Genomic DNA, 20,066 nt, shown 5'->3' with positions numbered 1-20,066 from the left:
TTACTCGTCCGTGTTGAAGCGCCGCCAGCCGAACACACCGAGCACGCCGATAACGATGACTGCACCGACGATTAGCCCGACCGGGAGGCCGCCGCCCTCTGACTCGATTACTTCGATGGGCGTGGTGTACGTCTGGGAGACTTCCGTGTCACCGTCCGGCATCTCGTACTGGAAGTCGAACGAGACCGGGTAGCGCTTCGGCAGCGCGTTGGCCCCGGCGCTCAGCGCAATGGTGAACTCTTCGGATTCGCCCGGCGGGAGTTCGCTGATGATTCCCTCGTCGTTGCCGCTACTGAGCGGGTCGCTGACGAACGCCTTCGCTTCGATGTTCGTGAGCGGCTCGTCGCCGTTGTTGGTGACCCGAACGCGGAGCGCTCTCTCACTGCCCGCTTCGATGGTGTTGTTGACGACTTCGACGACGAAGCGGTCCCGATGCGGCGCGATTTCGGCGTTGGTCGTGAGACTGTCGCTGACCCGCGTGTTGCCGCGGCTGTTGCGGTACGCCACCGAGAGGTTGAGCTGTTGGACGTTCGCGTTCGCGGCGTCACTCACGCCGACCTCGTACGAGAAGTCGGCGCTGTCGCCGGGTTCGAGGTCCGGCAGCGCGTACTCGGACGATTCGACGTTGATGTTCGGGTTGCTCGAACTAAACCGGAGCACCGGGTCGTCGACGCGTTTCGGCCCGTCGTTGACGACCGTGCCCGAGACCGTTCCGTCCGCGCCGACGCGGAGGTTCGTGGTGACGTTTTCGAGCGAGAAGCTCTGTTCTTCGACGGGGGTGACGCCGACGTTCAACGTTCGCGACGTTCGAGCGATGCCGTCGGTGTCGGTGTAGTCGACATCGAGGTTCACCGTGTAGCCGCGAACCGTCGCGTCTTCAGCGAGCGAAACCGTGTAGTTGACCGTCCGGCGTTCACCGACAGCCCAGCGACCGACTTGCGCGGTCGAACTCTCCGAGGCCGTTCCGAACACGAGTTCGTCGCTGCGGGAGGTCGCCGTCACGCTCGCATCGGTCGCGGCGCGGGTGCCGGTGTTCTCAACCGTCACCGAGAGGTCGCCGGTGTCTCCGACCTGTGCGGTCGTTTCCGTCTCGACGACTTCGAACCGTGGCTGGTCGCGCACGCGAACCGTCACGTAGTGGGTCCTCGTCCGCGTATTGTCCGTGTACTCGGCTCCCGACGGGTCGTAATCGACGAGTCGGGTGTACGTGTACGACACCTCGACCGGGATTCGATACGTCCCGGGGGTCGCGTTCTCGGAGACCGTGATATCTATCGGCGAGAGGTCGACGGTCCCCGTCGGGACGTTTCCAGCGCCGATTGTGCCGGTGTTAATCTCGACCGGGGCGTCCCCCGGGCGTGTCTCGACCGTGACGCCACGGGCCGTTATCACGCGACTCTCGTATCGTTCTGGACCCGATTGGTCGATCTCGCCGTTGTTTCGGAGCGTGAGCCTGAGCTGGGACTGCGTTCCGGGCTCGAACTCACTCGTCGACGTGAAGACGTCGATGTCGGGAGAGCCGTACACTTGCCCCGAACTGGCAGTCTGGGCGACCGCCGGGGTAACCATAGACGTAGTCAACACGAGAGCGAGACCGAGAGTCAAAAGCGTAGAACGGAGAGAGTCTCTGTGCATCAGTACGTCTCAGACGTGTGAATGAGAACGGTAGTTGAACAAGACTGCGCGCGCCCCGATACCTGTGTATACATCTCTACTAACAGTAGCGACACACAACTAATATCTTTTGTGGATATCGGTCGGTGAATCGACAATAAACCCCCGAATGATGGGGGTAGCGAACGTCAAAAGAGGGTATTCGGGACCGACATACGCTCTGTACGTTGCGTGACATTCCTTTGCTCGAAGCGACGGACACGCTACCTGGTGCAGTTCGCCCCTCGTGTTAGCGTCACATCAAGAGTTCACCGAAAACCGGACGCACAACGGACCTGCAAGCGCGCTAAGGCGTTTGTGGACGGTGGCTGTGACAGAAAGTACTTACTACCGGACCAGATAGTCAGGGGTATGAGTCCACGGACCCGCTCGATACGAACATTATCTGTCATTTTCTTGTTGATTCTCGGGTTGACGGCGATTCCCAGCGGCGCAATCGCTGTCGATTCTGACGAATCGGCAGCTGAATCGGTACGGTTCGCGGACGTCCAACGGGTCGAACAGCAGGGTGACTTCGTAAAGCGCACGCTGGTCCTCAACAACACCGACGAGGCCAGACTCCAAATCTCAGCTGCGGAAGGCGACTTCTCGACGACCGTCTTAGCGACTGACGGCTCCGGCGACGGCAGTGTCACCGTGGTGTTCGACACGCGACAAGCGGATGATTCCGACGCCGCATTCCGGGCGGCGGACGCGAACGACACCGTCTCGGTCCTCACGCGGTCGAGCGAGACCGGCGAGACGACACTCTCGGCAGGTCGGTACAACGTGATTGCCTCTGCCGGCCACACTCGGATTGCGGACCGGCTCTGGATCGAACCTCCTTCGGTTCGTGGGAGTGCGGTGTGTTCAGTACCAGCCGCCCAGCAGCCCAGCCACATCGACTGTGCCGATAGAGTACGCGAGACTGGGTCCCCGTCCGTCGTTGCAGTCGGTGACGATGCGGTCGTGCAGTACCGTGTGAGTGGACTCGAAAGTGCCGTTCAGCAACCCGATCCCGGTACGCAACCGGTGTTCGCACGCAATGCGTCCACGAGCGCGCACACGACACACGTTGTACAGTGGTCGCCAGAGAGCGACGCTCGTACGGGCCAAACGCTTCGGATTACCTACCGCGGGGGTCCGTCTCCCTCGCTGCACAGCTCACAGCTGGTCGACCACATTGGGATTGATACGGATGCCGACGGTGAGATCGACCGGTCACTCAGAACCGCCGTCAATCGGTATCAGGTCACGTCTACTGGCGGGCTGACAGTCGCGTTCGACGAACCGATAACAGTCGCGGACAACGAGACACTGCTGTTCGAATACCACGTCGTCAACCCCCGTACGGAAGGCGTAAGCGATGCTTCGGTATCGTTCGGAGGCGAGACCGTCCACAGTAGTCTCGAATACGCACCGAATGGTCTCGGTAACGTGGGTCCCGGTGTCGACCTCCGGGTTGAGAGCTCCGAGATGGATCTCATCTCCCCGCAGACGGTGTTCGATGTCGCATACGATGCGGAGACTGACAGCCTCAACGTCGTCGCTGACTCCGCCCGCTTGGAAACCGGGACGTACAACGTGACGGTCGTCATCGACAGCGCGATTCACGCTGACGGCGAGCAAGTCGTACTGACTGAAGCGTTCACGGTCGCCGAACCGTCGGTAGATAACCTCTCGGCCGCCATGTCCGACACGAAGCTTAACGTCTCGGCACGGACCAACCTCGCCCCACAGACCAAGATGGATATCGATCTCACGATGTCGCAGGAAGGAACCACGTATTTCTCGCGGTGCCTGACGACGGTCGGCAAGAACGGCGTCGTCACTTGTAGCTTCGCTCCGCCAGGAACCGGCTCTGCGAACGTCTCGATTAGCTACAACGACACGGTCGTCGCGGGACCGGAAGAAATCGAAATCGAGTCGAACGTGACCACTCGCGGGTGACGCTCTTCCACGCGGTACTGCCGTCGGCTCGCGACTGAAGCTGTGGTCTGTCCGTGGATTCTCGGTCTGACTCGTCTCGGCGGTCGTGGTCTCTTTTCTTGCGTCTCGTGGACCTGTCGAGGGTGAGGCTGCCGTCGTCGTCACGACCGCTCTTGTCGTGTCGTTGTCGGTGGTCGGATTGGTCCGATGCTCGGTGGCGGTCGGGTTCTCGGTCGTCTGCTCCGAGAGTGTTGGCCGGAACCGTTCGCTGATTCTAACTATATTGTTGCGTGCGTGCGGGCCCGCGTCCGGACGTCAAGTGGGAGACGGGAACGGGGACAGCGACCAAACATGCAATAGAAACAGAAAGCATTTACCAAGGCCGCTTATATCGTTCTACCGTACCCCTGCCCATCCCCCGCTAGTAGGGATCCGCGTTATAGCGAACTGCGTGGGAAATACTGGCGCTACAAGTACACTATGACAAAGATCAAAAATCAAACGCGTGCGATACTTCTCGCCACGCTGATGGTAACTTCCGTCTTTGCGGGAGCCATCGCGTTTACGGGAAGTGCCGCTGCGCGTCCTACTGATCTTGGACCCAATGAATCGTTCAATAAGACAGTTAATTCCGGGGATAGCGTCTTCCTCGGTGAGGAGATTGACACTGACGCCGGCCTCGGTAACACGAACCCGCTCCTGACGGGTACCGCAGGCAATGCTGAGGGTGTCACGCTGGACCTCTCCTCGCCCATCCCGCAGAGCACGGATGACCAGCCGCTCGGTACGTACTCCGTTGACGGTGAGAGTACTACTGGCTCCGACAACGTCACGCTGCTGGCGCCGCGCATCACTGACAGCGAAATTCAGACGCCGACCGGTGGAGGAAACCTTGGCGATGTCACCGGCTCCGCTATCAGCTCGGAGGACGCTGACAACCTCTACGTCAACGCGGACTACAACTACGAGTCGGCCGAGAAGGTTGAAGTCACTGTTGAAGACCCGAGCGGAACGGACATCACTAACGAAGTCCGTCTGAGCGACGACAGCCTGATCGACAATGACTCGGTTGACACGCAGAACGGGGTCAACATCGACATGTCCGGTCAGGACGCTGGCGAGTACACGATCATCGTCGAAGGTACCGAGGACCTTGACTTCGGTGAGGCACGCCAGACGATGACCCTCGCGATCTCGTCGGATGACGATGTCGGCCTCGAGCTCGACAGCGAGTCTGTGACGCAGGGTACTGACGTTCAGTACACCGTCACGAACGGCATTGACGGCAACCAGCACGTTGTCGCTATCGAAACCTCTGACCTCCAAGACGGTGTTACGACGGAACAGGCCAAGGCGGTCTTCCGTGACATCGGTGACACCGAAGAAGTTGGCATTGCGAACAGCAGCGCTGTTAACAACTCTTCCGCAGCCACGACGATGGACGTTAGCGACGCGGACATCGCGTACGCAGTCGTCGAGATCGACGGCTCGAGTGGTGTTGGTGGCATCGAAACGCAGTACCTCGATGACAGCGACATCGATATCGAAGTGTTCGAGTCTGGTGTGAACGCGACCGCCGCGGTCGACGGGGAATCGTCGGAAGATATCACGCTTACAGTTGAGGAAGGCGGAACGTCACTCACGAGCCCGAGCGGTCAATATGTCGTTGGCTCGGAAGTCGACATTAACGGGACGGCTACCAGCTCCGACGATGTCGCGATCTACGTCCGCGACGATGGCGACTGGGAGCTCCTCAAGATCGACGGCAACGGCAACGACAACACGATCACCGTCGACTCCGACGACACGTTCGAAGAAGAAGACATTGCGCTCTCGAACCTTGACGGCGAAGGTAGCAGTATCCTGTCGCTGACGGGCACCTACCGTATCGGCGTCATCGACGCTGGCGACGCTGACGAGAACAGTGACGGCAGCGTTGACGAGTCTCTCACGACGTCTGACTTCACCAGCGGTGTGAGCAGCAGTAACTCGATCCGAGTGACCGACCAGGCCCTCACGGGTCAGTTCACCACGATCAACGGTCAGGTCGCCCCCGAAGACTCCGGAACGACTGACGTTAACGGTACCGCCTCCGGTGCCGACTCCGTCCTCGTCATCTTCGTCGACGAGCGCGGAAACATCAACTACCAGTCTGTGAGTGTTGACAACGACGGTACCTTCGAAGAGGACGACCTCGCTGTTGGTGATGGCCTCACGCAGGGTCAGATCACCGCCCACATCCTCTCGGTCGGCCGCGACAGTAACGTCGGTGACGGCTCGCTCCCGGACGGTCCGAGCACCAGGGCGAACCTCGACGACCTGACGGACTACCTCGACACGCTTGACAACAACAACAACAACGGTGAGCAGATCAACGAGCTCATCGCTTCTGAAACAGTCGACGAGACGGCGAGCGACGACCTGATCGTCACCGAGACGTTCCGTCTGTCCGAGTCCTCGACGTCCATCGACTCGATCTACCCGGACGCCGCTGAAGCGGCTGGCATCAACCCGGTCGCAACCGGTGAAACGATGGTCATCGCTGGCTCGACGAACCTCAAGCCGGACGACAACACCATCAGCATCGAAGTGATGAGTGAAGACGGTACGTCCGTCGCACTCGAAGACACTGACGAGTGGAACAACGACGGCCAGTGGATGGTCGAGGTTGACACTACTGACTTCGAGACGGGTACGTTCACCGTGGAAGCCGACGACGGCGACAACACGGACACCGTGAACGTCGAAGTCGTCTCCGAGCGTGAGGACACCACGACGTCCGACAACGCGACGGACACGACGACGACCACGGACGAACCCACGGAAACCACGACGACCGCAGAGCCGACTGAGACCACCACCGAGACTGAGGAGACGACCACCACGTCCTCCAACACGCCCGGCTTCGGTATCGCAGTCGCTCTCGTCGCACTCGTCGGCGCGGCCCTTCTCGCACTCCGCCGCGAGAACTAACGCCGCCGTCCCTCCTCGTCACTCCGACGAGGATGTGACAGCAGACGAGTAATTACCGGACCCGTTCCGGTCTTTTTATTCTTTCTTACCCCACTGAGAAACATCTCCGACAGCCGCTACTAACGGAACTCAGCGGTCGCCGGTGTTCAAACCGGGTCTGTCGAACGTCTGGCTTGTTGCGACTTCAAGATAGACTGACGATCAATCTGGGGACGCCTGTGGAACCGATCTCTGCAAAGCGCACACGACAGAGGGTCGTCGAGAGGTCAGACATTCCCGGTCGACAGCCAACGCTCAGAGAGCACTAACGGCACTCGAAAACAGCGGATGGTATCAACCGTGAGCAAGCTGGTGAATATTACTCGGAGACGGGAAGACTACTCGTAAGAAGCTGTAAGAACGCCTCGGCAAACGTCGTGTTTGCGCTCCAAATCGCAATTTCGGGGGCTGATCGATTGCTGCGGACGCTCAGCAGGAAACTATCCGAATCAACGAGCAGTAACCGAACCGCGGGCTCACTTTTCGACTGTTCCGGTGGGATCGACACGCTAGACACACACTCGATCTCTTTCCACGGGTCCGCGATCTCTTGACCGTTATCTTGGAGGAGGAGTACTGACACCTCCCGAGAACAGCATGAACGGACCGAACTCAGGAGTTCGGCATCTGGATGAACGAGGTCCTTGGCACCGTAGATCACTCGCGTTTCGGCTTCGTCGATGAGTTGACTGGTTCGACCGATAATCGCCGGAGTCCCCGTAATGGTCCACACGTCTTCGCTCTGTTCAGCCGACGGGGCGGTCTGTCGCTCAAGCGCCTCAAGTCGGTCGAACGCCGTGTCGCGCTTGGATTCGAACTCACGACTGAGTTGAGATTCGACCTCGGACAGTGAAATCGGTTGGAATACCTGTGGATTGGCCTGTTGAACGCTGATAAATCCTCGTGATTGCAGCTCTTTGGCCGTCGTATACACTTGTGATCGGGGTACGTCCGATGTCTTTGCGACCTCACGCGCCGTTGCCTCCCCGAGTTCGATCAGTGCAGTAAACACTCGGGCTTCATATGTAGACAGGCCAAGTTCGATGAGTCCCTCAATCGCTTCGCTGTTATCCATGGGTGAACTACCTCTCGGTGACTGGTAGCAGTTTGGGTACTTGTCTCCGGTGACATCCGCACCGTCGTAAACGACGGGGCTTCCCACACGGTGAGAATGTCAGTTAGTCGTCGTCACCAGAACCGGAGGTTCTGGTTGGGTCACGAGACGTGGTCTCGTGAACGCTGGCAGTGGGTTTCGACTCTTGAAACGATGTGAGTGTCATCTGCGGGGGTGTCTCGCTCTTGCAGGCACTTGAGCCTCGTGAACATCTCCTTGCGGATTCGCTTGGCTTCCTTCCCGTTGAGTAACAGTGGCTTCGTGAAGTGGTCTGCCTCGTTCCATATCGAAGTCTGCTTGCGATGCGGGTTGAGACCGAAATAGATTAGTATCGATGGCTTTGATGAGAAGAAAGGTTGGCGCTAAGCCAGCCTCTGTATGGGCAGTCATCAGTTTCGACCCGACCAGGTGTGTTAGTGGCCGGTTGTTCGATGACTGTATATGCGGGTAATCGTGTAGATTTGCGTACTCGCAACGACAGGCCAGTAACATTCCATCTTGGACGGGTGGCTCCCGACTTCGGGACCGTCTTGGCCCGCGCTCTTGGAGTCACCTCTGTTGGTCCCCCTCCGAATTTCAACGATGATAGCCGGGTGTGTAGATTTATCTTCGAAACGCTCGCTGGCTAGTGTATTCGAACATGGACTCCAAGCACGTGGGTTGGGCGGCCGCGGTTCTCCTGGTACTTTCTTTTACTGCCGGGGTAAGCGCCGCAGCGGAGCCACCAACGACAACTGGAGACGCAGCTATCGACGTCCCCGACACACACCGGCAGGTCGGGCAGAACAATTCGACTGGCCTCTCAGAGCCGAACCTGACGGTGGTCATCGACAACCGAACCGTCGCCGACGGTGACACGATTACGACCGACGATAACCCCACACTCACGGTCCGAGCAAACGGTTCGGCACCGATCGACTTGCTGGTCGTCCGCGTCGATGGAGACAGCAGACGGATATATACGCCGAACAGCACCGCGGTCAACGAAACGGCGACGCTCGATGTGAACGCCGGTGAGCACGCGCTGGAGGTGCTCGTCCAGTCGAACGGGCGGACCACCGCCCACCGGGCGACGATAATCGAGGATTCGATCGCTCCGGCGATAGTGTTCTCGTCGCCGTTCCGGACGGGCAACACCAGTATCTACGACCGCCCCGAGAACAACTACACGATCAATCGGTCGCAGATCCAACTCGATGGGACGCTTCACGACCACTCTGATGTCGAGCAGGTAACCATCGAGCTACGCTATCACGGACAGGGTATCGATGCCCCCTGGGGGTTCCGAAAACGAATCGTGATCGACGACCCGAACACGTCGATTTCCAAATCACTTCGGCTGGGACCGTTCAACGAGCAAGTGGGTGCCGGCCAAAACAGCCTCAAAATCACGGCACTCGATTCGCGCGGCCATCGCCGTCACTACAATGTCAACCTCTACGTTGAGGACGAGGACCCACCGTCGATCGAGATACTCGACCAGCGTCTGATAAACACGCGCTCGGCAGTTCGGTTGACGATTCGGGTGACGGATCAGGTCGGCATCCGCTCGGTCGGTGTTCGTCGAGGGTCGGCCGACGGGTCGGGGTTGAACTACGAGATTCAGCCGAAGCCAGTCGGGGCACGCCCTATCGAGCACACGTTCACGAAGACGATTCCGCTCGCAGGAGACAGCCGAAACATCACCATCGTTGCGGATGACGGCACCGAGAACGCGACGAAACGCGAAATTGAGGTGGACCACACGCAGCTCGTGCGACCGACGATTGAGGTCCGACCAGATACGCTTCGGGTCAGCGATAACCGCGTCCACGTCGAAGGCCGCGTGTACGATGGCCGCGTGACCAGCGTGTACGCCGAGACGGTCGGCCCCACTGGCAACACCGTCGACCTCGCTCAGATATACGGTGGGGGTGTGACCAGCGCCGTTACGATCAACGAGACACTCCAACTGGATAGCTATCCGGCACGCGTCCGGATCCGCGCAACCGACTCGACCGGGAGGGAACACATCGAGTCGGTCCAAGTCGCACAGCCAAATGCGACGGCCGATCCGGAGACCGCGTCGACGACGACCCCGGATAGCACGGTGCGGACGAACACGCCGTTACCCGGTGTCCCGTCGGAGTCTTCGTCGCAGGGACTTCTCGGAACACTCGTTGAGGCGGTCAGAAACTTGGTTTCAACAACTGCCACCGGTGAGTCCCTCGAGGTGTAACTTCTCGGGGAACGCCGAGGGCTGGGCCCGTGGCCCGTTCGATATTCGTCCACCGCCCCGCGAGCGGTCGTTCGACGTGAAGTGCTGATTCGTTCAGTAGTGCCAAATCTATTATAAATCCTCATTTTGAATACGTCTACCACATGCCCTCCGACACGGAGCCGCCGCGGACCGTACTCATGCTACTGTGTCTCGTTGCGGTCGGTGTGGGACTGACACCACTTGCGACCGCAAGCATGGATGTCGCCTCCAACAACGATGCAGAACCGACACCGCCGGATGCAGACGTTCCGGACCATACGCTGGCTCAAGCCCAACTGTCGTCGACCACGGACACGGCGACCGAGACAGCGAACACGACGCCCACGCCCACGCCCACGACCACAGCGATGTCGACACCGTCACAGACACCAAACACGACAGCCACCGCCACGCGAACTCCCACGCGGACGGCGTCTGCAACACCAAACACGACAGCTACCGCCACACGGACGACTGCTCCGGGGACGGCCGACGCGCCACAGGGGCTTACCGTTGCAGGGCTTTCGGCACCGGAACGACTTCGACCGACGGAGCCGTACACCGTGACCGCGACGGTCCGCAATCCCGCTAACGAGACGCGCTCGGAGCGGATTGAATACGTCTTTTCCGGGTCGACGATCACAAACCGAACGGTTCGGTTGGCCGGTGGTGCGTCGCGCGAGGTCCAGTTCGAACTGACGGCGAGCGGGCAGTTGACCGGCACGGAGACGGTTTCGACGGGGACGTACGTCCACGGCGTTCGTAACGCGTCGGGAGCGGGTATCCCGCGCTACCTGCGTGTGACACCCGACGTCGACCTCGCGATTGAAGCGTTTCAAGCGCCTGCGACGGCACCCAGCGACCGCGAATTTGTCGTCCTAGCGACCGTCTCGAACCCGGCCGAGACAACGATCACGCGTGATGTCGCCTATCGCTTCGCTGGAACGACGATCAGCGAGAAAACCATCACCGTCGGGAGCGGCGAGCAACGGCAGGTCGCATTCGCAGTCACGACCGAGCGGGTCGAGGCCGCAGATAGCCTTATCCAGCGAGGTCGGACCTACGACCACAGTATCGAGACCGCTGGTGGGGCAACCGTCAGCGATGCGATTCGACTGCGAAGCGAACCGAGTGCACGCGCGGCGGCGCTCACGACACGGGACGTGCAACTCCCGAGCGACCTTCGGGAAGATACCCGACACACGGTCGCGGTTACGGTCAGGAACGTCGGAACAACTGCTTTCGACGGGCAGTTCGTCTACCGCCTCAACGGAACCGCCGTTGCGACGCAGAGTCGTAACATCCCGTCTGGCCAACAGCGGAACATCAGCTTCGAAATCGCCTACGCCGACATCGAGCGGGCGGCTCAGCCCCTTTCGACGCGCACGTCGACACAGTCACTCACCGTGGGGAACGCGTCGCTGGCCAGCGAGGATGTTACGGTCCACGGACGCATCGCGGACACGGACAGGCGCACAGAGTCTCCGACGCCTCGACAGGCGGCCAACTTCACCAACGACTCGGAGGAAGACCCCGAAGCGTCTCGTGCGACGTGCGAACGAGGATTTTTCAGTCGATGCGGCGAAAAAACCATTGACCAGATGACACTGACGCTTATCGGCACGCTCAGCTCTGTCGTCGCGATTCTCTACGAAATGCTCTCGGGGACCTAACCAATGGCGCGAGGTCTCCCTGCGCTCTGGAGTTCGGTTTTCGGGCTCCCGCTCGTCGCCGCCGGGGCGTATCTGTCCGGATTCGTCGCGGAGCTGTCGGGCGGCTCACCGAGCCAGTCATCGCCGGCCGCTGGGCTCATCATCGCCGTCTTTGGGCTGTTCATCCTCGCGATGGGGTGGTACGTGCATTTCGTGACGGCTCCGGAAACACCCCAGATGCGAGCCGACGAGCACCTCGTCGAGACGCGGAATCCCGCACAACGAAGCGCGCTCGCGGAAGCCGCGCTCGCCGTGCCCCTCCTCTCCCTTGGAGGGTATCTGCTGTATTTCACGCACCGCCCGCTGTACCAGCCGACGATTGCGTTCGGAGGCGGCCTGCTTTTGTTCTCTAGAGGAATCTATCGCTACTGGCAGAACACGCTTACCACCTACTCCTTGACGAATCAACGCGTAATCGAAGAGTACCGATTTATCTCGTTGTTGCGAAACGAGGTGCCGCTTGAGAAGGCTCGTGGCGTCGAGGAGACCCGTTCGGCGTGGGATTCACTGTTCGGGCTGGGGAACGTCAGGATTCGGTCCGGGGCAAGCGGCGGTCTCACGGTTGCCGTCGAGCAAGTGTACGACCCCGCCGACTTTGCCGGACAGGTCCGCCGGGAACTCTCCTCGGGAAGCGAGCAGACAGCGGCCGCTCAGGAGCCAACGGCTGAGGCGCGTGCTGACGGTGTGGCTCCGCCCTCGGCTGACGCGGGGGCCGAGCGGGAGCGGTCCGTGGACTCGACCGAGCGGGCCACGGGCGACGCGACCGACAGCGAATCAGAGGCGGTATCGGCGGACCGGAGCCCCGATACGGACGAAACCGCGTGATGCCCGTCGGAAGCATCCGTCGCGGACTGCGTTGAGCAGTTTGGGTGGAGGAGAGGGGGAGGGAAGGGTGTGTTACGAGGACGAGGACCGGCTGGCAGCCACGCGCTCGGCAATCGAGTCCAAGAGGACGAGCGTCGGCGGGAGCGTCGCCAACGACGCGATGAGCGTCAGGAACACGACGCCGACGGTCAGGAAGCCGAACCCGCTGAGAATCGGGAACGGCGACAATACCAGCGCCGAAAAGCCGAACACGGTCGTCATTCCCGACACGCTAATCGCCTTTCCGACCCGAGTGGCCGCGGTCTGAACGGCGTCGAGTCGACTGACGCCCGCCCGCTGTTTCTCTTGGTAGTATCGGTCCATCACGATGATGGTGTACTCCGCACCGATTCCGACTGTCATCGCCCCGAGACTCGCACCGAGTGGCGAAACCGGGATATCCAGCAGATACATGTAGATGTTCTGCCAGCCGATGACGAACACCATCGGGATGAGCGGCGCAACAGCCTTCACCAGATTGCGGTAGTACACGAGGAGCAGGATAAACACGAACAGGACGCCCAGTCCGGTCGTCACGTTCCGTGAGTTGATCTGCTCCACGATAGAGGGGGTCGCAATCGCGGCGGTCCCCGTGATTTCCGCCGTCACTCCGGGTGGGGGGCTACTGTACGCGATTGACTCGCGCGTGTTCTCCAGGAACGAGAGGGCCTGCTGAGTGGTCATATCCTGTGCGGAGTAGACCATGATGTGCGCACGCCCGTCGTTGTAATACTGGAGTTTCTGTCTCTCGGGGACGGTTTCGAGCACGCGTTTGACGCCGCTCTCAGTCTGGGGGAGTTGGCCCCCGTTGTACTGTTTAACCAGCGTCGCTGGCGAATCGACGCCTTGTACCAGCGGGGTCTGTGTCGCGATGTGCTCGAAGTCGAGCATCCACTGCAACGTTGCCGGATGTTTGAGATTCGTCCCGGTTACGAGCACGTCGTAACTCGTGCTCGAACCGCCGCCGGCAACAGAGCGGAACTGCTGGAGGTCGGTGTAGGCGGGGAGGTCCTGCGGGATGAACCCTTCCGTGTCCGCGAGCGTGTCGAGCGACCCGCCGGCCTGAAAGCCTACGAGAGCAATCAGCAGTGCGATACTGAGGACGAGCACCGGATGACTCGCGAGTATCCGCGCCGAACGACCGAGCAGTTCCCCGACGAGGCCGACGCGATCCGAGTCGCCTTGGTCTTGAGACTGCGTCGTTGTGGCCGTTGTCGGGGCGTCGTCTTCGTCCGGCGTCTCGTCTTCGGCGTCGCCCCGCCGGCGAACCCAGAGGGTGAGCAGCGGGAGGAGAACGAGTATCCCCGCGATGAAGGTGAGAAGCACGCCGAAGATCGAGGTCTGGGCGAACCAGATAATCGACGGCGACGACGTCGACACCCACGTCGCTCCGAACCCCAACGCGGCGGCGAGCATAGCGACGAAGACCGGTGGACCGATTCCGCCAAGCGCTTGCGGAAGCGCTTCGCGCGGCGGATGGTTTTCGAGTTCTTCCTCGTACCGCTCGTGGAACTGCACGGAGTAGTCGATGCCCAACCCAATCAAAATCGGGAAGACCGCGCTGGTCATCGTCGAATTGGGGACGCCGGCGTATCCAATCGCTCCGAACGTGTAGATGACGCCGACGAAAACGGCGACAATCGGGAGGAGACGAAGGCGGACGCCGCGGAACAGGAAGAACAGCGCCACGACCATGAGCCCGATTGCGAGGCCGAGTAACTGCTGGGTGCTCTGCTGAATGAGCGTCGAGAGCTGTGCAGAGAACGCGGCACTGCCAGTGACGGTTACCGTCGTCCCGGAGGGGAACTCCGCCCAGTCAGTCGCTTCAACGGCCTGCGTGTAGATGGGGCGTTCCTCCGTCTGAGAGAGCCCCGTATCGAAGACGATCTGGACGACCGTGTAGTCCGGCGACCCGATAACGCTTCGAATCTTCGCCTCCGAATCGGGGATTCGGCCGTACTCCTGGCGGACCTGATCGGCCGGACTCGTTACGGTATGGACGTTCGCCTTCGTCGACATCTGCTGGTCGACGCGGTCAATCGCGTGGAGCGTCTGCGGCTCCGTAATATCTCCCCGTACGAGAACGGCGATGCTGCCCCGGTCAAACGACTCCGTAAACGCGTCGAACGTTGGGTTGTCCGCAACGAATGCAGCGTCGCCAGTAACGCTGGTAATCTGCGCAGCACCGCCGAACGCGGTGAAGATAAGCAGGACTGCGAGAAGCAGCACTGCGACCGGTCGCTGTTGGACCTGTCTTCCGACCGCGCTGAACAGCTGGCGTAGCTTATCCATGGTTACTCCTTGTCCCGTCCATGGTCCGTCATCGACGGCGGTAGATGACGGCTATCGCTCCGATTCCGAGGAGTGCGACGACTCCGAGGACCGACATCGGAACCGGGAGTCCACCGCTCGACGGGGAGAGCGCAATGCCGACCGGCAGGCCGTCAGTGTACCTCGTGTCGCCGTCAGCCTCGTCGTACCGAACCTCGACCGAGGCGTCGTAAGCCTTGACAACCGCACTCGACCCGGCACTGACGGTGAACGTCGCCGTTTTGGTTTCTCCCGGCTGCATCTCTCCGAGATACGCGCCGTCGTCGGACGTCGAAATCGGGTCGCTCACGAAGAGCTTGGCGTTCGTCGCCGACACCGGCTCTTCGCCGTTGTACTGCACCGTGACGTCCACCGTGTCGGTCGCGCCCGGCGAGACGCTCGTGTTGACGCCGACGACCGTGAACGGGTCCTGTTCGGGTTCGATTGCTATCGACTTCCGAATCGGCGACGTCGTTCTCACGTCACCGTCTTGGTTCTCGTATTCGACGACGAACGGGAACGTGTTCGTCCCCGGTTCAGCGCCCGCCGGAATCGAGACGGTAAACGAGACCGGCTTCGACTCGCCGGGGGCGAGGTCTCCGATAGCGGACTCGCCGTTCGTCGGCGTCACGAGCGCCGTGTCTCCGATTTGGACTGCGAGGTTGTTCGCGGTGCCGCTGCCCGTGTTGACGACCTGTGCGTTGATTTTCGCTTCACCTTCGTCGACCCTGAATCGCTCCGTCTCGATGTCGCGTATCTCGAAGCTTCGCTCGGGGTTCACCGCGATGCCGGTCGTCAGCGTGTCCGACGTTTCGGTGACGCCGTTCTGGTTCTGGTACGACACGGCCAGGTTGACGGGGTACTCACCTGCCTGGGTCTCCGCCGCCGCACCGACCTGGACCGAGAGGTTCGTCCGCTCGCCCGGTTCGAGGGTCGGGACGTACAGGCTCGTCGACGACTGCGGATTCTGCATCGTGCCGAAGAAAATCGTCGGCGACTGCGTCGTGAGCTGGACCGACGACGACGTCGCGGTTCGCGTGCCCGTATTTTCGAGCGCGAACGAGAGCTGGCCGGTGTCGCCGGCGAATACGGCGTTGTTACCTTCGCTCACGACCTCGAACTGCGGGCGGTCTTCGACTTCGACCGTCACCGACTTCTCTCTCGTGACGGTCCGCCACGTGTATTCCGGCCCGTCGACGCTGCCGTAGGTGACCATCCGGACGTACTTGTACTGCACCTCGACGGGTATCTCGTAGGTGCCCGGCTCGGCGTTGCCGAGTTCGATGTTGAAATCAAACCGAGCGGTCCCCGAGTCGGGGATGGAGCCCGCGGTAACGGTTCCCGTCTTCACGTCGATTGGTGCATCGATCTGTTCTTCGAGAATCTCCATCTCCACGCTCTGTGCGGTCTGGACTTCCTGTTCGTACTGTGCCGGCCCGCCCTGTTCGAGCCGACCGTTGTTGCTTGCGACAACCGACAGCGTCGCGGCCTCGCTCGACCGGTAGGTGTTATCCGACACGCTGAGCGAGAGCTCCGGGTTCCCGTACACCGAACTCTCGGCCGACACGGGGACTGCGGCAATCGACGTTACGACTAGTACACAGAGGAGTATCGCTGATTTGTTCCGAACCATCGTATGATCTTGTTAGGTATCTGACTGGCCGTTCGGAGGGTGACTTCCCGAGTCTTCGTCCGCTCCGATATCCGAGTTCACACCTGTGACGTGATTGGTTGAGGTGTAAAACTCTATCGAACGGTCGTTCTATCAAAATAATTCTATATTGGAACAGCCAGCAGCAGCGCCAAGGCGTTCCCTGTCGAACCAGTGACGTGTAACTTAACGAAGGCGAAAACTAAATCCGTATCCTGACGTATCAAGGTGTAAGACAAACGTGGTGGGTAACAAACTGATTTCGTGGGCGGTGGTGCTCGTTGTCGTCTGTACGCTTTTTACACCCGTGTCGAGTGCCCCGGCCGCGGCAGCGCCGCCCGCGGTCACGTTCGTCGAGACGCCCATCCAGTCGGATACGACGTGGACCGCGGATGAGGGTCCGTATCGACTCATCCGGAGCGTCGCTATCGAGCCCGGTGCGACGCTCACGATTCGCCCCGGTACGGAAGTGCAACTGGCGGAGGGTGTTTCGCTCACCGTCCGGGGCTCGTTGCAAGCCGCGGGCACTGCCGAGCGGCCGGTTCGAATCACGCAGAGCGCGGCGTCGGGGCGGAATCTCAGATGGGAGACGATTCGCTACAACGGCACCGACTCGTCGACGCTCTCGCTTCGACACACGACGCTCCACGGCGGTCACAGCGGGATTACGACGACGAGCGGAGCCGGCTCCGTCACAATCGTCGACTCGCGCCTGGAGAACTTCTCCGTGGCGGGTATCTCCGTCAACGGCACGGCGATGCCCCCGGTCGAACTCACGCGGTCGACGCTGACCGATATCGGCGGCCACGCCGTCCGCGCGAGCCCCTCAATCGGGGCCGTCGAGGAGGTCGAACTGAACACGACGGACCGACGACGGAACCGGACGGCGCGGCACACGCTCGGACTCGCCCCCGGCGTCGGCGTCTCGATGGAGACGATTCGGCTCCGGTATCCCACCGAGCGGTCGGTACGCGACGTCGACGCCGAGACGCTCGACCGAATCGGCCTCGACACCGACAACGATGGAGACATCGACCGGTCGCTCGACGACGACGTTTCGGACGTCTCGGTCAGCGGGCGTCACGTCGAGATTTCGCTGTCGCGGTCGGTGTACGTGTCGAGTCGGGACCGGCTCATCGTCGAGTACGGCGGGGTCGTGAACCCACGGACCCGAGGCGTGTACCCCGTCGGCGTCAGCGTGCTCGAACACCGGACGCCGCAGCTATCGGACGGTGTCCACGCGATGTACGTCGTCGGCGAAGAGACGACGCCGTTCGCGTACACGCGGCCGACCGACCTCACACGCGTCCGAGGTATCACCGTCCGTCAGTCCGTGTTCGACGGGATTGATGGTGCGGGAGTGTTCGCCGCCGCGGATATCGTCACCGGCGTCAGAATCAGCGAGAGTCGGTTCACCGACGTACGGGGCGACGGCGTGGCGATACGGGCCGCCCAAAGTGAAAGCAGTTTCCGCGACAACCGCCTGCGCGCCGGCGATGCGGGGATTCACGTCGAAACCCGAACGCAGACGACGCTGGTCGCGAGCGAAAATCGGATTTCGGAGTCGGAAACCGGGATTCGCGTTCGACAGTCCGAGCGGCGCGTCCGCGGCGTCACGCGGGTGACGCTCCGCGGAAACGAGTTGGTCGCCAACGACCGCAACGGACTCGAAATCCAGTCCGAAACGAGCGAGGGCGAACTGCTGCTCGCGAACAACACGATGAGCGAAAACGGGGACGACGGGGTCGCGCTCTCGAACTGGGCCATCAAGGACAGCCGCGTCAGCGGCAACCAACTGTTCGACAACGGCGACGACGGCATCGCAATCGACAGCCACGTGGTGCGGAACCTCACGCTGTCCCGGAACCGAATCGCGGACAACGGCGGCGGCGGACTCGACGTGTCCGTCCGCGCGTTGGTTCGAGATGTCGCTGCGACCGACAACACGATTTCCGACAACCGGGGCCACGCGCTCGCGGTGCGCTCCGACCTGCTCGTCCATCGCGTTGCTGTCGCGGGGAACGACCTCACCAACAACGGCGGGGCTGGGCTCCTCGTTTCGACCCCGCTCACGCACAACGGGCGGCTCAGCGTGACGGACAACGTGCTCGTTGCGAACGGTTACGGACTCGTGGCTCGCGGGACGCTGAATGCGACGGTGCAGCGCAACGACATCGTGTTCAACACGAACTCGCACGTCCGACCGCCACCGCTTCCCGGCGTCGACCCCGGTACGGGAGTCTATATCGCGGAAGGGCCGCGCGGTGCGGTCCTCGACCAGAGCGACCCGGACGCCCCGTTCGCTGAGCTCGTTGCGAACCCGCAGCTCCGGCAACAGATCGAGATTACGCGGCTCTGGGGCGATACGGTCGCCGTCCTTCGCACCGACGGGGTGAGCCACGTCCGCTCGACGACCGAGGGTGCGGTCGACATCCGCCGCGTCGACGGCACGCTCCCGACGGGTGTCGAACTCTCGTACGCCAACTCGACCCCCGACCGCTTCCGGGTCGCCGACAACGACATCTACGGTCACGACACCGGGATGGAGATAAATATCACGCAGCTCGTCACGGCGAACACGACGGCACGAATCGTCACCGACTCGATACAGACGGTCAACGCGGAGTCGAACTACTGGGGTGCCGCGAGCGGACCCTACCACGCGTCCATCCTGCCGGAAGGCGAGGGCGACGAGGTCACGATTACCAACGGCTGGGTCGACTTTATCCCGGTCGCGGACGCTCCGACCGGCCAGCAGTACCGGCGGCCGACTCCCCGCCTCGACGCGCCGTCGGCGGCCGAGCCGGGCAGTCGAATCGACGTTTCGGGGGCCGATAGCACAGCCGGGACCGGGTCGGTCACCACGTATCATTTCGTCGTTAACGGGACGAACCACACGACGCGGGACAGCGCCGACCTCCGCCTCCAGATGCCGAACGAGACGCTCTCGGTCTCACTCGCTGTCGAAGACGACCTCGGAATCGACAGCAACGCCTCCGCAACGGCGCGCGTCCGGGCGGCGTCATCCGGCGACGCGGCGGTGAGCGCTCCGGGGAGTCCGTCGGTCGCGTCCGGCCCCGAACAGGGGGTGTCGTCCGGGGCTGGACTCCGTTCTGCGTGGGGTCTCCTCGGCGGTGGCTGTCTCCTGGCTGCGCTCTTCTTCGGCGGCTACGGGATGGTCCGGACGGTCCGAAACCAGCCGGTCCCGATGCGCGGGGTGTTCGTGCAGGCGCTCGCGGCGTTCGGTATTCTGGTCTGGCTCGTCGCCGGCTTCGTCGGCTCGACGCAGCTCGTCCTCGTCGGCGGTGCCGCCGGGGTCGTTTGGGGCGGGCTCACCCTCGTCGCGTACCTTCTCGCCACTCGCCTCTGAGGCGTCGTCGAGGCCGACACACGGGTGTCAACCCTGTTCGACTGCGGCGGTATGTATGACGGATTTGGGTCTAAGTAGTGGAAAAACTCATTTATTCTTGGCTCAGTGAACTGTCCTGTGGAAATGGAGCAATCCAACCTGACAGTCCCACTGACCTACCGGCCCTCCCAGAAGCAGACACCGAGTACACGACCGGTTCGGATTCGAGAACG

At 61.6% G+C, this 20,066-nt stretch carries 11 protein-coding genes; 6 read left to right on the top strand and 5 right to left on the bottom strand.

Going from position 1 to position 20,066, the window contains the following annotated elements:
- Positions 1 to 1,569 carry a COG1361 S-layer family protein gene (locus tag DVK03_RS12645; RefSeq protein ID WP_233521782.1) on the bottom strand — a complete coding sequence of 523 codons (1,569 nt, stop codon included), beginning with the start codon at positions 1,567 to 1,569 and terminating at the stop codon, positions 1 to 3.
- Positions 1,570 to 2,070: 501 nt separating this feature from the next.
- Here DVK03_RS12645 and DVK03_RS12640 point away from each other — a divergent pair.
- Entirely contained in the window at positions 2,071 to 3,603 is a 1,533-nt protein-coding gene (locus DVK03_RS12640) for a hypothetical protein (protein WP_115803329.1), read from the top strand.
- A gap of 459 nt (positions 3,604 to 4,062) precedes the next feature.
- A complete protein-coding gene (gene csg, locus DVK03_RS12635) occupies positions 4,063 to 6,555 on the top strand; it encodes an HVO_2072 family ArtA-dependent S-layer glycoprotein (protein WP_115803105.1) in 2,493 nt (830 codons plus the stop codon).
- Between the two features lie 358 nt (positions 6,556 to 6,913).
- Here the strand turns inward: csg and DVK03_RS12630 are convergent, their stop codons facing one another.
- Complete coding sequence (locus DVK03_RS12630; protein ID WP_115803104.1) at positions 6,914 to 7,669, bottom strand: TrmB family transcriptional regulator; 756 nt, start codon at positions 7,667 to 7,669, stop codon at positions 6,914 to 6,916.
- A 679-nt stretch (positions 7,670 to 8,348) separates the two neighbouring features.
- Between DVK03_RS12630 and DVK03_RS12625 the strand changes: the two genes are divergently transcribed.
- Positions 8,349 to 9,926, top strand: a complete 1,578-nt coding sequence (locus tag DVK03_RS12625) for a hypothetical protein (RefSeq protein ID WP_006601228.1) — start codon at positions 8,349 to 8,351, stop codon at positions 9,924 to 9,926.
- 307 nt (positions 9,927 to 10,233) lie between these two features.
- Here DVK03_RS12625 and DVK03_RS19715 read toward each other — a convergent pair whose 3' ends face one another.
- Entirely contained in the window at positions 10,234 to 10,413 is a 180-nt protein-coding gene (locus DVK03_RS19715) for a hypothetical protein (RefSeq protein WP_147298721.1), read from the bottom strand.
- A gap of 97 nt (positions 10,414 to 10,510) precedes the next feature.
- On the opposite strand from DVK03_RS19715, the gene DVK03_RS12620 reads away from it, so the two are divergent.
- Positions 10,511 to 11,620: a PH domain-containing protein gene (locus DVK03_RS12620; protein WP_115803103.1), complete on the top strand. Its 1,110-nt coding sequence runs from the start codon at positions 10,511 to 10,513 to the stop codon at positions 11,618 to 11,620.
- Positions 11,621 to 11,623: 3 nt separating this feature from the next.
- Positions 11,624 to 12,484, top strand: a complete 861-nt coding sequence (locus tag DVK03_RS12615) for a PH domain-containing protein (RefSeq protein ID WP_115803102.1) — start codon at positions 11,624 to 11,626, stop codon at positions 12,482 to 12,484.
- Between the two features lie 72 nt (positions 12,485 to 12,556).
- Here the strand turns inward: DVK03_RS12615 and DVK03_RS12610 are convergent, their stop codons facing one another.
- Together DVK03_RS12610 and DVK03_RS12605 are read right to left on the bottom strand one after the other, a co-directional pair.
- Positions 12,557 to 14,815, bottom strand: coding sequence for an RND family transporter (locus tag DVK03_RS12610; protein WP_008606351.1), 2,259 nt, complete (start codon positions 14,813 to 14,815; stop codon positions 12,557 to 12,559).
- Between the two features lie 28 nt (positions 14,816 to 14,843).
- A complete protein-coding gene (locus DVK03_RS12605) occupies positions 14,844 to 16,400 on the bottom strand; it encodes a COG1361 S-layer family protein (RefSeq protein WP_115803101.1) in 1,557 nt (518 codons plus the stop codon).
- Between the two features lie 391 nt (positions 16,401 to 16,791).
- Between DVK03_RS12605 and DVK03_RS12600 the strand changes: the two genes are divergently transcribed.
- On the top strand, positions 16,792 to 19,854 hold the full coding sequence (locus DVK03_RS12600) for a right-handed parallel beta-helix repeat-containing protein (RefSeq protein WP_115803100.1): 3,063 nt from the start codon (positions 16,792 to 16,794) through the stop codon (positions 19,852 to 19,854).
- The last annotated feature ends 212 nt before the right edge of the window (positions 19,855 to 20,066 follow it).

The sequence above is a fragment of the Haloferax sp. Atlit-109R genome, assembly GCF_003665865.1.
Taxonomy (GTDB): domain Archaea; phylum Halobacteriota; class Halobacteria; order Halobacteriales; family Haloferacaceae; genus Haloferax; species Haloferax volcanii.
The sequence above is the reverse complement of the archived record's forward strand: the minus strand, read 5'-3'. Positions and strand labels throughout refer to the sequence as shown.

What these genes read in the sequence shown, in the direction of transcription:
- DVK03_RS12645 (WP_233521782.1), bottom strand. Translation starts at nt 1,569, where the DNA reads ATGGTTACCCCGGCGGTCGCCCAGACTGCCAGTTCGGGGCAAGTGTAC.
- csg (WP_115803105.1), top strand. Translation starts at nt 4,063, where the DNA reads ATGACAAAGATCAAAAATCAAACGCGTGCGATACTTCTCGCCACGCTG.
- DVK03_RS12630 (WP_115803104.1), bottom strand. Translation starts at nt 7,669, where the DNA reads ATGGATAACAGCGAAGCGATTGAGGGACTCATCGAACTTGGCCTGTCT.
- DVK03_RS12625 (WP_006601228.1), top strand. Translation starts at nt 8,349, where the DNA reads ATGGACTCCAAGCACGTGGGTTGGGCGGCCGCGGTTCTCCTGGTACTT.
- DVK03_RS12615 (WP_115803102.1), top strand. Translation starts at nt 11,624, where the DNA reads ATGGCGCGAGGTCTCCCTGCGCTCTGGAGTTCGGTTTTCGGGCTCCCG.
- DVK03_RS12610 (WP_008606351.1), bottom strand. Translation starts at nt 14,815, where the DNA reads ATGGATAAGCTACGCCAGCTGTTCAGCGCGGTCGGAAGACAGGTCCAA.